A 14,642-nucleotide genomic window follows, 5' to 3' on the forward strand; every position below is an offset into this window, starting at 1 on the left:
ACTTGTTGCATCAAAAAAAATCTGTACACCTTCTCTAGCAAAGTGAGAAGGTATAACAGATTCCTTTCTATCAACTATAAATTTAGTTAAACCATGAAGAAATAGTATCTTTTAAATTAGCAAAAAAGCTTTTTACGCTTTCCCAGAAACCTTTATCTTCCATAAGTGAGCCGAATTTTTCTTGGATTGTATTACTGATATCATTTAATTGATCAGACCATTTACTAAAATCAATGTCCAACTTGCTTATTTTATCCATTAGATCCACTAGCAATTGACGGTCCTTTTCACTTAAATTAATTTCAAGCTTACTTAATTGCTCTTCTACAATTTTCTCCACATCTTCACGTGTTGCTGGCTTTAGCTCTGCAATTTGCTTTTTAATTTCTGTCAGTAATTCCGCAACCTTTGCATCGTCTACCCCTGCAGATTCTGCAATGGATGTTGCTACTGATAATTCTTCGTTTGCTACATCTGTACGATCAATATCCAGTGTTTCCCCTGTAGTGACCTCATATGCCTTGTAAATACCTACTAATGCTGAATGCCCTGTAACGGCTTTCGGTGCAGCTACTTGTACGGATGCATCCTGAATTCCTGCTGTTAACATCGCATTTGCGTACATCTCTGAAGTTACCTGCGTTATATTTGATGGTGTGACAATTTGTATTACTAGACCCTCTCCTGCTTCTCTGCGTGTAATCTTTGCAGAAGAGTACATACGTGAGCTTGAATTACTATCTTTAATGTATTTTACTAGATCCTCACCAGACACAGTAATTTCTTCAATTTCAGGTTCTTCGCTTACTTTTAATGATTTTTTTACAGACTCTTTTTCAGCCTCAGATAAATTTGCTCCATACACGACGATCGGTACGCCTAGTTTTTCATCAATTGCTTTTGGAGGCGTATTGTCAGATGCAAATCCTGTTGCTGGTGCCATCACTCCAAATACTAACATAGTAGCAGTTAGTATTTTAATCCATATTTTTTTCAAATCGTGTGACCCCTTTCGCTAAAACTTCATAATTAGCAAGTATAATGTATGCCACTATACAATAATTAGTACGAAAAAAAGACGAGAAGGTTTCAAGGATGTCTCTCGTCACTTTTCCTGTTGTAAATGTTTTGCTAGCTAGTCAAACAAACCATCCTTTAAATTTCTTCAGTCCAACCGTCCTGTTGTTTCACTTTACCAGCTTTCATTAACGTTCCTAAGGCACGTTTAAATGCCCCTTTACTCATATTAAACATTTCTTGAATCTCTTCAGGAGACGATTTATCACCAAATGGCATTTTACCGCCCACATCCTGTATATACTTTAATATTTGTTGCGCATCATTTGAAAGACGCTCATGTTTTCTTGGTAAAAGTGAGCCATTCATGGAACCATCGTCTTTTACATCAATAATACGTACAACTACATCTTGTCCTAATCGAGGCTCATTATTTCGCTCAGACTCATGCACAAAAATACGGTAAGGAACCTCTACACCTAGCAAAAATGTCCCGATCGGTAACAAACGATATGGGCGTGCTTGGATATTCTTATTGTGCATATCTTCAAATGCACCTTCATATAGCTCCGAAATTTTTTCCTCTGTGGCTAAACGACCAAATAAATCACCGTTACGATCTGTACGTAGTGTCATAAATAAATGATCGCCTGGTTCTGGCCATACCTCTTTTAATGCAGGTAAATCTTCTGCTCTTACTAATACTTCACGAGATGTACCAATATCCACAAAAGCACCTTCACGTTCCACTACTTTCAAGACACGTGCCCAGCCGTATTCACCTTGTGTAAAAGCTGGAATAGCCGTTGTTGCAGCCAAATCTCCACGACGGTCTGCAAATAAAAATACTTCAAGGCGGTCACCTACTGTTAGTGGCTCTGTTACCTCTGAAGCATTTAAAGGTAGTTCTTCAACTCCATTTGTTAAAATCCATTTTGATGCTTGTTGTTCTAATACCGTTAATGTAACGACTTCACCTGATTTTAATGCGTTCATATTGTCTCCCTTTCCTTCACACCATCATTTTAAAGATTGTGCTGTGTCTTAGATGCCTCTAATTTTTTCACGATGTCTGGATTTTCTTCCATTACTTGCACAAGATCTGCAATACGATCGATTGAATTCCAACTTAAATGATGTTCAATTCCCTCTACATCATCATAAATACGTTCTTCATCCACACCAATCATTCGTAAAAACTGCTCGAGCAATTCATGACGCTGCACAAGACGCTTTCCGAGCTTATCCCCTTTAGGCGTCAATGTCAGTCCACGGTACTTTTCATAAACTAAATAACCATCTTTATCTAATTTTTGAACCATTTTTGTAACAGAAGAAGGAAGAACAGATAATGCTTCAGCAATGTCAGACACTCTCGCATATCCCTTGTTGGCAATTAATAAGTATATTTGTTCGATATGGTCCTCCATACTAGGTGTTGGCATATCCTTTTCCCTCTCTTTCCTTTTCTTACTCTCTAGTTTACTACAAGCTTGGCTTAAAAGTTAACTGAAAATACATGGCCTAGAAAAACACTTCCTATACAACTTAAATAGAGCCTCTTCTATTAAGAAGTAGGCTCTATTTTGTGTCGAGGATACTTATTTACCACATGTAACGCATGAATAATCTCTTTATTAATACGCTCAATGTTTCCAGGAGTATTCATTTCTTTAAATGCCTCATCTCTAGCTTCCATAGATGTAACATACTTACTTGGCAATGCATTTAGTGTAAGTGCCACCGTGTCTAATTCACAGATTTCACATTTACAAAATGTTTGATATTCTGGTCCTCGTAGTAAAAAGCTTACTAAACCACGCACAATTTCTTCTGTAACATTTACTAAAATAGGATCTGACATATTCAAACTTTCGCCTCATTTATATTTAATTGTTACATTACTCCTGAAACTATAATAGCCTTAAAAAAAGTCTTTTTCAAGAATCACAAGTAGCATCTATTCGCATAAAATCCCTTGTGTCAAAGCAAGATTAATTTCCTACCTTTTCAGATTGTCCTACACCTTACTTACTACTTTTTTGCTCTAATTAGTCTTAATGAATTAAACACAACTAATAGTGTCGCACCCATATCGGCAAAAATTGCTATCCATAATGTTAACCAACCAGGTATGACAAGTAGCAATGCAATTAATTTTAAAACTAGGGCAAATATAATATTCTCTTTAATGATACGTAATGTTTTTCTGCTCAATCCAATAGTGTAAGGAAGCTTCGTTAAATCATCACCCATTAAGGCAATATCTGCTGTCTCAAGAGCTGCATCCGTTCCTGCTCCACCCATGGCAATTCCTACATTTGCAGTGGCCAATGCTGGTGCATCGTTTACACCATCTCCAACCATTGCTACAGCACCAAATTGTTTACGTAAATCCTTAATCGCCTTTAATTTTTCTTCTGGTAACAAGCCAGCGCGCACATCTGTCATCTTTAATGAAGTAGCAATGGCTTGCGCAGTAGGCTCTGCATCGCCTGTTAACATCACCATATGCTTTACTTTTAAGGCATTTAAATTGTTCAATACATCCTTGCTTTCATGACGTAATTGATCAGCAATTGCAACCAGTCCAATAAGTTGATTATTCGAAACAGCTGCTACTACTGTTTTACCCTGTTCTTGCAGATTCTTAACCTGACTTTCTATATTTTGATCTACAGAAGTTAATGAAGTAGCCCATTTCATGCTACCTACATAAATAATCTGATTATCAACGGTAGCATAGGCACCTTTTCCTGTTACTGATTGGAAATTTGTTGGTATTAGCTCAGATAATTTTTTATCGTGTAATCTATTTAAAATTGCTTTAGCTAAAGGGTGCTGTGACTGTTTTTCTACCGCTGCCACTAGTTGTAACACATAGTCCTCTGACCAGTTTTCAGTCGTTACGATATCTGTTACTGCTGGCTGCCCCTTCGTTAATGTTCCTGTTTTGTCAAAGGCAACAGCTTCAATATGTCCTAGCTGCTCTAAATGAACACCACCTTTGATCAGTACACCTTGCCTTGCTGCATTACCAATGGCTGTAACAATGGCGACGGGCGTAGAGACGACCAGTGCGCAAGGACATCCTACCACTAAAACAGCTAGCCCTTGGTAAATCCAATGCTGCCAATCACCTACTATTAAAGGTGGAATTACAGCTACTAAAAAAGCAATAACCATAATCGCTGGTGTATAATACTTTGCAAAGCGATCTACAAATTGCTGAGAAGGTGCCTTTTCTGCTTGTGCTTCTTCCACTAGATGAATTATTTTAGCGATAGTAGTATCTTCTACACGCTTTGTCACACGTACTTCAAGAGCACCCTCTTCATTTAAAGTCCCAGCAAATACTTCATCATTTACTGTTTTATTTACGGGAATCGACTCACCTGTAATAGCTGCCTGATTGACTGCAGACAACCCACTAATGACTATGCCATCCATCGCAATCTTTTGCCCAGGCTTTACAATCAAAATATCTCCTATTTCTATATCCTCAGTAGGTAACTCAACCTCATGGTAGTGTTCACCGTGGGCTCTTTTGATAATCGCTGTTGGTGGAGCAATATCCATTAATTGACGAATAGATTGACGTGCCTTATCCATTGAATACGCTTCAAGTGCCTCACTCACAGCAAATAAAAATACGACCACTGCAGCTTCTTCCCATTCACCGATAATAGCAGCTCCAATGATGGCGATTGTCATAAGCGTCTTCATATCAAATTCAAAGCGAACTAAATTACGGAAGCCTATTTTAAAAATACCCACTCCACCCACAAGGATAGCTATAATGAACATGGAAATCGGTAGCGGGCTCGATTCCCCATTCATACCCGCAAATAGATAACCTAGAATGACAAAAAGCAATGAAATTCCTGCTAAAACATTTTCCTTTTTACGATAAAAAGGTGTAGTATTTTCAAGTGCTTTTGCTGCCGATTGTGTAACCTTAATGCCATCAAAGGCACCTGCTTCTTCAATTTGGTCTACACTAATAGCACCGATTACTGTAATTTTAGAAGCACCAAAATTCACTTGTGCATCCTGTACTTCTGGTATAGCCTTTACGTTTTTCTCAAACTTTGCAGCACAACTAGCGCAAGATAAATTTTGCAATCTGTATTCTTGTTTAATTGGCGTCGTTGCCATTCGCAATCCCCTCTTTCGCATGTTCGTAGGCAATTGTTACAATTTGATATACATGCTCATCCGCTAAAGAGTAATACATTTGCTTACCTTTGCGGTGTGATCTCGCTAAATTATTATCTTTCAAATATCGTAAATGATGGGATGCTGTAGCAACTGAAGAACCAATAATAGTTGCAACATCACAAACACATAGTTCATCTTCCACCGTTAAAGCATAGGCAATTTTAAGTCTAGTTTCATCAGATAACGCTTTTAAAAATTTGGCTACACCTGATAAATCAGGCATTTGTTGTTTCACCTTTGTGACTGCTTCTTCATGTACATGCGTCACCTCACATATTTCTTTCGGCATTTTTCTCACCTCATTCAAATATTCGTTTGATTGTTTTCAATGTAACATATTATTCCATCATATTCAAACGAATATTTGAATGTTAGGATGTATATCCTTCAATAAAAAAAGTTAGCGCACTTTCTGTACGCTAACTCTTTTATTACTTCGCTATTAATTGTAATGTTTTCCCTTTTAGCTCTTCCTGTTTAATAAATGTTTGATGGTAATCACCATTTGCCCAATCCAGCACCTGATCTTGATACCAATCAGATTTTACATGACCACTTTGACCAGGACCAACAATATGATAGGCTGAGCTTAAATCACCTACATCTACCACAAAACGCCAAGATGCACCGTGATCTACATTACCAGCTAAATCATTATCTGCTGCTTGTACGGTAACTTTTGATCCACCAATAGGAACCTTTTTAGCATTAAAATAGGCTGCAAGAATAGGCGATGCACTTCCTAGTGTATGGTCAAAAGTAAGCTGATGGTAATCACCCCATTGCCATTTCGAGGAATTTTTTCCGAATTGATCTTCTAATTGTGCAATTGTTAGCTCAAATGCCTTGTATATGGTTTCATCAATGCCACCCTGCTCCTCAATCCAAATGCTTTTCTCTCCTGAATAGGCTGTACGTAAGAGCTGGTCTGTAATATTAAACTTCCCATACATGATGCCATACATATCTTCAGGCATTTGATCTTTAAACAAAACTTCCTGTAGCTTAATCATTAATGTATGGAACACAAGTGGTGCACCTGATTCCTTTGCGTCTACCATATCCCACTTCTCTAGCATGGCCATAATCTCGGCATACTTCCCATCCTGATCTTTTTCTTTTAAAGATGTTAATAAATCAGGCAGAAATTCTCTTGCATAGAGGTTGTGCTGATCCATTTGCAAAGCCATCATATCTTCTACTGTAATCGCATCATTTGCCTCTAACACTTCTTTAATTCTTTCGAAACGATAAGGTTGCGCCCAGAAATCAGTTATGTGATAAGGGTAGTCCTCTCCTATTACTTGGTTATTTGCCGTTGCAATAAAACCTTCTTTTGGATTTACTAGAGTTGGTAATTCATCCCATGGGATAAAGCCCTCCCAGCCATAGTCACTCGAATCACCTGGAACTGGTAATTGGCCCTCACCTTGCTTACGAATAGGTATTTGACCATTAGCCTTATAGGCAATCGTACCGTCTTTTGATGCAAATACAAAATTTTGTGCTGGCGCTTTAAAGTCTTCTAATGCTTTTTCGAAATCACCCCAAGTTTTTGCCTTATTAAAACCAAGCACTGCTCTTAGTTCAGCTGTCGGTTGTAGTGCTGTCCACTGCATCGAAAATTGTGCGGTTGGCTCTGTATCTTTAAAAGCTAAATCTGTCATTATAGGGCCGTGACGTGTAACAACGACTTCAAAATCTACCGTTTCTCCATCTTTTACCTTAATTGATTCGTCGCGCACCTCTGCTTGTTCCCACTTTCCATCGTATCGAAATTGTGTTGGATTATCTGGATTTGGTATTTCAATATATAAATCCTGTACATCTGGACCCACATTGGTTACCCCCCAAGCAATTTCATCATTATGGCCTAAAATAATACCTGGAATCCCTGCAAAGATAACGCCACTAACGTTTTGCTGTGGTGATTGCAGATGCATTTGATACCAAATAGAAGGGGTGCTTAACCCTAAATGTGGGTCATCTGCTAAAATAGGCATTCCTGATTTCGTTTTATCACCTGAAACTACCCAGTTATTACTTCCGTTAAATTCGTTTGGTAGCATTTCCGCACTGAATTGCCCAGCTACTGCTACAGGATTTTGGATATTGGCCTCGATAATCGCCGAAGCATTTTCTGGATATTTAATAAATAATTCTTTTGCCTTTTCTTCATCAAAATTCTGTAGTGCCCAATGACGAAAAGCTAACGTATTCCAATTTCCACCCAGATCATAGGCCATATATTTTCCAATGGTTAAGGAATCAACAACTGTCCACTCCTCAGGTTCATAGCCTAACAAAGCGAATTCATAGCTTAGTGTATTGCTTTCCTTTGCCTGTGCAATAAAAGCATTTACTCCTTCGGCATACCATTCAAGTACTTGTTTGCTTTCGTCATCATAGGCAGCTAATGATTTCTCTGCAGCATCTCGTAAGCTAAATGTACGGAAATGTTTGTCAGTATTAATCGTTGCTTCTCCAATAATTTCAGATAGTCGACCACTTGCCTGCCTTCGTGCTAAGTCCATTTGAAATAGTCTATCCTGTGCTTGGACATAACCTTGCGCACGATACAAATCCGCATCTGTTTTGGCAAAAATATGCGGAACCCCTTTTTCATCTCTCGTAACTGTCACATCCTGATCCAGAATAGTAACAGCTAATTCACCATCAATCACCGGCTTAGATTTATTCATAAACCATGTAAATCCAATAAAAGCCACAAGAGCCAAAGCAGCTATTATCCCAGCTATGACAATGAGCCACTTTTTCCAATTAAACTTTCTCTTCCCCACTGAATAACCCCCTTTTTGCACTATATTCCCGTACTACCTTCCCAAACCCGCTTTGTAACGCAAATTTTTTAGCGAAATTTCTTATTTTATGTATATAAAATTGTCTCTAAATACAAAATTTTAAATTTATTCGCTATTAGAATAGTATAATCAATAGGAATTATGAAGGCTACTGAGTAATGTTAAAAATTCGTATGTTCATAGAGATATAATGATTCTATAAAGTATATTTTCTTTTATCTTCTCTCGTGGAGCGGACTTATATGGTGGAAGCGGATTCCCACATGATTGGAGCGTTCTTCCCTACTTTAGGGCGGGTTCCCATGTGATTGTAGCGTCTACTCCTCACTTTGAAGGTATCCCCCTGGCATTGCCAAATCTCACATTTTTAAAAGTCACCTTATTAAGTTACAAATACAAAAAATCGTATTTCCATTTAGAAAATACGATTTAAGTACTAGCATTGTAATTGCAATTCAATTGGACAATGATCACTGCCCATAATGTGTGGGTGAATTGTTGCGCTTTCAATTTGTTCCTTCAATTGATTGGATACAACAAAATAATCGATACGCCAACCAATATTACGTTCACGCACTTTATTCATATAGGACCACCATGTGTAGTGGTCAGTTTCCTCGGGATGCTTGTATCTAAAAGAATCTACAAAACCGCTTTCCAATAACGCTGAAAATTTTGCTCTCTCTTCATATGTAAAGCCCGAATTTCCAATATTAGATTTTGCATTTTTTAAATCAATTTCCGTGTGTGCAACATTTAGATCACCACAATAAACCACTGGCTTCTGACTATTTAGTTCTTGTAAATAGCTAGCTAAACGATCCTCCCATTGTAAACGTAATGGTAACCTCGCTAAATCACGCTGTGCATTTGGAGTATAAACATTTACTAAATAGAAATTCTTATATTCTAATGTTATAATTCTGCCTTCATCCTGAGAATCTTCGGCGCCCACCCCATACTTAACAGACAATGGCGTGTGTTTCGTGAAAATTGCTGTTCCAGAATACCCTTTTTTCTGCGCGTAATTCCAATACTGCTCATAACCTTCGATAGAGAGCTCAACTTGTCCAGCCTGACATTTTGTTTCTTGGATACAAAAGAAATCTGCATCTATTTGATGAAAGAACTCTAAAAAGCCTTTACCTAGACATGCTCGTATCCCATTAACATTCCATGATATAAATTTCATTTTATCCACACTCCTAAAAAAACGCCCTTCGGCTTATGCGAAGGGCATCCTATTATAGATCGTCACCAACAATTTTGACTTCCGTCTCTAATTCAACGCCAAATTTTTCTTTCACTACACGTTGAACCATTTGGATTGTCTTAATATAGTCTGAAGCAGTAGCATTTCCTTTGTTGACAATAAATCCTGCATGCTTGGTAGAGACTTCAGCATCACCAACACCTTTACCTTGTAGGCCACTATCTTGAATAAGTTTTCCAGCAAAATGACCAGGTGGGCGTTTAAATACACTTCCAGCAGATGGATATTCTAAAGGCTGTTTTGATTCACGTTGGAAGGTTAAATCAGCTATCTTCGCATCAATTTCCTCCTGTACACCAACTGCTAATTGAAATTCAGAGGACAGCACATAATAACCCTTTTTGGCAATAATGCTTTGTCGGTATCCTAGCTCAAGGTCTTCTTTACCTAGTATTAAAATGTCCCCTTCTTTTGTTAACACCTTCGATGAAACAATAATATCTTTAATCTCACCGCCATAGGCACCTGCGTTCATAGCCATTGCTCCGCCAATTGATCCAGGAATACCACATGCAAATTCAAAACCTGTTAAGGATGCTTGCGCTGATAGCTTTGATACATCTTTGATCAGTGCACCACTTTGAGCATACACATGCTGACCAGTAATACGAATCTCATCTAAGCGTGAAAATGTTACAACGATTCCTCTATGACCGCCATCTCGAACAACCATATTAGATCCGTTACCTAACATTAATAAAGGAATATTATTTATATATGCATAGCGAATAACGGATGCCGCCTCTTCTTCTGTTTCAGGAAGAACAAAAACATCTGCTTTGCCACCTAATTTTGTCATTGTGTATTGCTGTAATGATTCATTTAACTTAATATTGGCAGGATTAATACTTTTTGCTAAATCCATCGCCCATTGTTCTTTTGTCATGAGAGCTAATTCCTTTCTAACGTCCTTCTTACTCTACACCAGTATGGATTTACAACCCCAATTTGACAAGTAAAATGAAGGGTATTTTTATCTCATATTAAAAGACAGGTAAGACCTGTGCAGAGATGATGAATATTATAAAGAAAATTGACAGTCATTCCAAGTGTCGTTTTTAGGACACTATTTCATTGTATTATCTAGTAAAATAATCCATTCACCCTAGAGCCAACTACTTGCCCATGTTTCGATATTGCGGATAGCACCTTCAAGTGCCTGACCTTTATCTGTCAATGAATACTCAACGCGTACCGGTACTTCTGAATATACTTTACGTTCAACAAGCCCCTCTTTTTCAAGCTCCTTTAAACGTTCTGATAATAAACGTCCACTGACAGGTAGTGCAGATTCGATTTCATTAAAGCGCTGTGGTCCATCTAGTAATTGATATAATATTAACCCTGTCCATCGTTTTCCGATTAAATCCATTGCTTTCGCTAAACGAGGACACAAAGTTGTCTCATTCATAATTTTTCACCTCTATGTAACTATTGTAACGATTAATGCACTAAATGTAAATTTGAAGTAACTTATTTACGTTAAATAATCTATTAACTTTTATATATTTAATTACAAATAGTAACTCATAATTTCAATGTTGGACATATCTAACAAGGGAACATAAAATGTCTTAGACGAAACGCTATCTTAATAAAATGCACATATTTCCAATAATATGCCTATTCGATTTTAAATATGTTCTGTTTCATGTTCACAGATTACACTTTTATAGAGGGAAATACTTCCACATTTATAAAAAACTCATTGAATATGCGATTTGTTTACTTTATCATTCGTTGTAGAATGCTGTTTTAGGAGGTTTTCAAATGAAAAAATATGCTATTGATTTCAGTCATTCAACGATCGGGTTTTCCGTAAGACATATGATGATTTCTCGTATTCATGGTACGTTTGAATCGTACAGCGGTGAAATAGTTACATCCAATATCGAACAAATGCAGGATGCAAACATTTCTATCACGATTACAGTGGCTAGTGTCTCCACCAAGAATCATGATCGTGATGTCCACCTTGTGTCTCCTGACTTTTTTGATGCAGACGTCTATCCAAAAATAGTATTTACCTCTACATATATTGATAAACTTGATGATAAAAATTTTGCTATTCATGGTGATTTAACCATCAAAAACATAAAAAGACCTATCGTATTTACAACAGTATATACAGGAAAAGGTGTGAATCCATGGGCACAAGAAGTTTTTGGCTTCCAAGCTAAAGCCCAAATTGATCGTCGTGATTTTAATCTAGTCTACAATACCTTTTTAGAAACAGGTGGTGTATTGATTAGCGATGAAATAGACGTGATAGTAGATCTTGAATTAAATCCTCTTTAAGTATTGTTTCTACCTTAAAGAAAGGGAGGAATTTATGTTTTGGTTTGATAATGATTTTTTATTTGGCTCTGCTTTTATTACCATCATCTTCTTTATTGTTTTTGGGAGCATAGCCTTTATGATTGTAAACGGTATTATCACTTGGTCTAAAAACAACCGTTCACCAATATTAACGGTACCCGCTAAGGTTGTGACAAAGCGTACGAATATACGTGGGGGATCTAACAATTCTGGGGCATCTACGTCCTACTACGTTACGTTTGAAGAGCAAAACGGAGAACGGCATGAACTAAAGATGAATGGCTACGATTATGGTCAGCTTGTAGAAGGTGATCTTGGCATTTTAACCTATCAAGGTACACGGTATCATTCATTCAACAGACATAAAAAAGGAGAGTAGCGATTATCGTTACTCTCCTTTTCCTATTCTTTTATTTAATTAAATATTTAGCAAATCCAGCTTCTGTATCTTCTAAATATTCAATACCACTACCTGCTGGTATGAACTTTTGTGCATCTTTTGCAGATAGGTAGATAACCTTTGTATTGGCTGGGAACGGTACAAATGACCAGTTATTATCCGCAGCTGGGTTAATTGTTTTATTCGCCATAATATAATCTACAACAGCTTGTCGATTTTCATAAGCATAGTTAGTTATGTTAGAGCCTTCTGCATTTTTAAATGTCGCCCCATATGATCCACCAACACGATAATTGTTTGTAATGATGATGAATTCTTGTTTTAAATCGATTGGTTTACCATTATATTGTACATTCTTAATACGATTTGCCTTTTCATCAGTAAGATTACCGCGGCGGTCATATTTTGCTGGCGATGTGACATCAATTTGATATGTTAAGCCATCTAACACATCAAAGTTATAAGAACGTGCTTCTGCATCGATAATATTTTGCTCTTCTGTTTTAGTCGGATCAATTGTTGCGAAAATACCAGCAGCCATCTCTAACCACTCGATTGCTTGTGCGCCTGTCACTTTAATCGTAGCAACAGTATTGTCATAATGATAAATGTCGGCCATATTTTTAATAGCAAGCGGTCCTACAGGAATATTTGTATAATCTAATGGATTATTACGTGATCCTGCTTTGAAAGGTGCTCCTGCTGAAAGAATTGGTGTCTTTTCATCAGCCGTACCCTTTAGCTCTTGTTCGATAAACCATTTTTGAGCTTGTGTTACGATTTGAATGGATGGATCATCTTGCACCATTGAAAAATAACTATGGATTGGTGCAGTTGTTTCTCCAACAGGCTGACGGATATACGTTAATGTGCCATCATGTGCCTCTTTAATAGCCTCTAAAACCGTTGTGGATGGTTGTAAACCTTCTTGCTTGATCGATTGCAATGAACCTTTACCATCTACCACTACCCACTCTGATCCTTGTTGTTCTAGTTTTAAATCAATTACACCAAGATGACTACCATAGCTACCTGCCATAACAGTAGGAACACCATGAATTGTACCCTTTTCTTGGTCAACATCTTTCAAATCCTTATAGTCACCAGGGAATGTTAAATGAGAGTGTCCTGTAATTAACGCATCAATACCATCAATTTCTGCTAATTGGTAACCAACATTTTCAGCACCCTTCACATAAGTATCTTCACCGATACCTGAATGTGACAGAACGACAATCACGTCTGCTCCAGCCTTTTGCATTTCTGGTACTACCTCTTTCACAGCTTCGACTGGCTCTTGCATTTCAACTTTACCTGCTAAATGAATGGCATCCCATTCAACAATTTTCGTTGGAACAATCCCTGTTACACCAACTTTAAGTGTATGTTTTTTGCCTGAACTATCTACCACTTCTTTATCAAGAATGACATAAGGTGTAAACATACGCTCTTTTGTTTTTGCATCATAGGTATTAGCATTTACGACTGGATACTTTGCATCGTTTAATACTTCATCTAAAAAGTCTAGACCATAGTTAAATTCATGATTCCCTAAAGTTCCACCATCGTATTTCAATGCATTAAGTGCAGCAATAGCTGGATGAACTTCACCTGGCTTTAAAACACTTTCTAATGCTTTATATGAGCCAAGTGGTGTGCCTTGAATTAAATCACCATTATCAAATAGTAATGTGTTTGGATTTTTAGCTCTTGCTTGCTCAATTAGTGTTGCTGTATTAGCTAACCCAAGCTCTGATGATGGAGCATCTAAATAGTAATTGTAATTAGCTAAATTGGTATGAATATCTGTTGTCCCTAAAATCTGAAGATCAACTGATACGCCAGTTGAAGGTGCTTTGTATTCTGCTACAAAGCGCTCCACAATACTCTCCATCTGTTCCTTTGTCACATAGTCACGAGGACGAATAGTATTATCCTCAAATGCTTGTAAAATGTTTGCTGCAACAGCATTCGCTAAATCTTGTTTATATGCCGTTGCAATTTGATCTGCATCCTTAAATTGCTCTAAAACTTTGAGGGAAGCGTTTTCACTAACAAGTCCACGAGCAGAGATAACAAATGCTTGCTGACGTGTTAATTTGTCATCTGGGCCAAATGTCGTTGCTGTTTTCCCTTTAATAAGTTTTAATTGAACAGCTTTTTCTACATAAGGTGCTAAATCCTTAGAGACATCGTTAAAGGCAAGCGAAGAGCCGTCACCCATCTCTACATCTAAATTTTCTACTAATTCTTTTACATAATCTGCGCGTGTTACATCATTGGAAGCAGCATCAGCAGAAATCCCAAATGGTATAAACGCGAAAAGGACTAGTAACGTCGCCAAGAAATTAGTTATTAATTTCTTATTCATACAACAACCTCCTTAATAATCTAGTATTTTCCTACAAATTCTATTATATTAAAACCATTCTAATTTTTACTGAATATATAGTCCTAATTATATGTATTTTTAAAAGAATGGTTAATTACTTTCCCTCCAAATCACAGATTTCTACCATTCTTTATTTTTCTATTAAATAGGATGTTAGTAAATGTAAATTCAAAATAATTAGTTACTGTCAATATGTCC

The 14,642-nt window shown here is 37.2% G+C and carries 13 protein-coding genes; 2 read left to right on the forward strand and 11 right to left on the reverse strand.

Annotated features, from left to right (window positions below; all coding sequences use genetic code 11):
• Positions 1 to 82: 82 nt before the first annotated feature.
• The 10 genes from MKY76_RS21225 to MKY76_RS21270 all read right to left on the reverse strand — a co-directional run bounded on the left by MKY76_RS21225 (position 83) and on the right by MKY76_RS21270 (position 10,744).
• Positions 83 to 997, reverse strand: coding sequence for a DUF1002 domain-containing protein (locus tag MKY76_RS21225; protein ID WP_342557126.1), 915 nt, complete (start codon positions 995 to 997; stop codon positions 83 to 85).
• 158 nt (positions 998 to 1,155) lie between these two features.
• On the reverse strand, positions 1,156 to 2,013 hold the full coding sequence (locus tag MKY76_RS21230) for a S1-like domain-containing RNA-binding protein (protein ID WP_048394250.1): 858 nt from the start codon (positions 2,011 to 2,013) through the stop codon (positions 1,156 to 1,158).
• A 29-nt stretch (positions 2,014 to 2,042) separates the two neighbouring features.
• Positions 2,043 to 2,462 carry a transcriptional regulator MntR gene (gene mntR, locus MKY76_RS21235; RefSeq protein WP_004231993.1) on the reverse strand — a complete coding sequence of 140 codons (420 nt, stop codon included), beginning with the start codon at positions 2,460 to 2,462 and terminating at the stop codon, positions 2,043 to 2,045.
• 122 nt (positions 2,463 to 2,584) lie between these two features.
• Positions 2,585 to 2,887, reverse strand: coding sequence for a late competence development ComFB family protein (locus MKY76_RS21240; protein ID WP_048394247.1), 303 nt, complete (start codon positions 2,885 to 2,887; stop codon positions 2,585 to 2,587).
• Between the two features lie 164 nt (positions 2,888 to 3,051).
• The gene (locus tag MKY76_RS21245) at positions 3,052 to 5,175 is read right to left on the reverse strand and encodes a heavy metal translocating P-type ATPase (protein WP_342557127.1); all 2,124 of its coding nucleotides are present in this window, start codon (positions 5,173 to 5,175) and stop codon (positions 3,052 to 3,054) included.
• Complete coding sequence (locus MKY76_RS21250) at positions 5,156 to 5,527, reverse strand: metalloregulator ArsR/SmtB family transcription factor (protein ID WP_054549600.1); 372 nt, start codon at positions 5,525 to 5,527, stop codon at positions 5,156 to 5,158. The genes MKY76_RS21245 and MKY76_RS21250 overlap by 20 nt, the downstream gene beginning before the upstream one ends.
• Positions 5,528 to 5,669: 142 nt before the next feature.
• Positions 5,670 to 8,039, reverse strand: a complete 2,370-nt coding sequence (locus tag MKY76_RS21255) for a penicillin acylase family protein (RefSeq protein WP_342557128.1) — start codon at positions 8,037 to 8,039, stop codon at positions 5,670 to 5,672.
• A 457-nt stretch (positions 8,040 to 8,496) separates the two neighbouring features.
• Positions 8,497 to 9,252, reverse strand: coding sequence for an exodeoxyribonuclease III (locus MKY76_RS21260; protein WP_048394240.1), 756 nt, complete (start codon positions 9,250 to 9,252; stop codon positions 8,497 to 8,499).
• 52 nt (positions 9,253 to 9,304) lie between these two features.
• Positions 9,305 to 10,219: a UDP-N-acetylmuramate dehydrogenase gene (gene murB, locus MKY76_RS21265; RefSeq protein WP_342557129.1), complete on the reverse strand. Its 915-nt coding sequence runs from the start codon at positions 10,217 to 10,219 to the stop codon at positions 9,305 to 9,307.
• 219 nt (positions 10,220 to 10,438) lie between these two features.
• Positions 10,439 to 10,744, reverse strand: coding sequence for a helix-turn-helix domain-containing protein (locus tag MKY76_RS21270; RefSeq protein WP_004231981.1), 306 nt, complete (start codon positions 10,742 to 10,744; stop codon positions 10,439 to 10,441).
• 359 nt (positions 10,745 to 11,103) lie between these two features.
• On the opposite strand from MKY76_RS21270, the gene MKY76_RS21275 reads away from it, so the two are divergent.
• Complete coding sequence (locus tag MKY76_RS21275) at positions 11,104 to 11,631, forward strand: YceI family protein (RefSeq protein ID WP_342557130.1); 528 nt, start codon at positions 11,104 to 11,106, stop codon at positions 11,629 to 11,631.
• A 34-nt stretch (positions 11,632 to 11,665) separates the two neighbouring features.
• Positions 11,666 to 12,031: a DUF2500 domain-containing protein gene (locus MKY76_RS21280; protein WP_066038021.1), complete on the forward strand. Its 366-nt coding sequence runs from the start codon at positions 11,666 to 11,668 to the stop codon at positions 12,029 to 12,031.
• Between the two features lie 31 nt (positions 12,032 to 12,062).
• On the opposite strand, the gene MKY76_RS21285 is transcribed toward MKY76_RS21280, so the two are convergent.
• Positions 12,063 to 14,423 (reverse strand): bifunctional 2',3'-cyclic-nucleotide 2'-phosphodiesterase/3'-nucleotidase, encoded by a 2,361-nt coding sequence (locus MKY76_RS21285; protein WP_112116763.1) that lies wholly within the window; start codon positions 14,421 to 14,423, stop codon positions 12,063 to 12,065.
• Between the last annotated feature and the right edge of the window lie 219 nt (positions 14,424 to 14,642).

Source organism: Lysinibacillus sp. FSL P4-0201 (assembly GCF_038593425.1).
Lineage (GTDB): Bacteria > Bacillota > Bacilli > Bacillales_A > Planococcaceae > Lysinibacillus > Lysinibacillus capsici.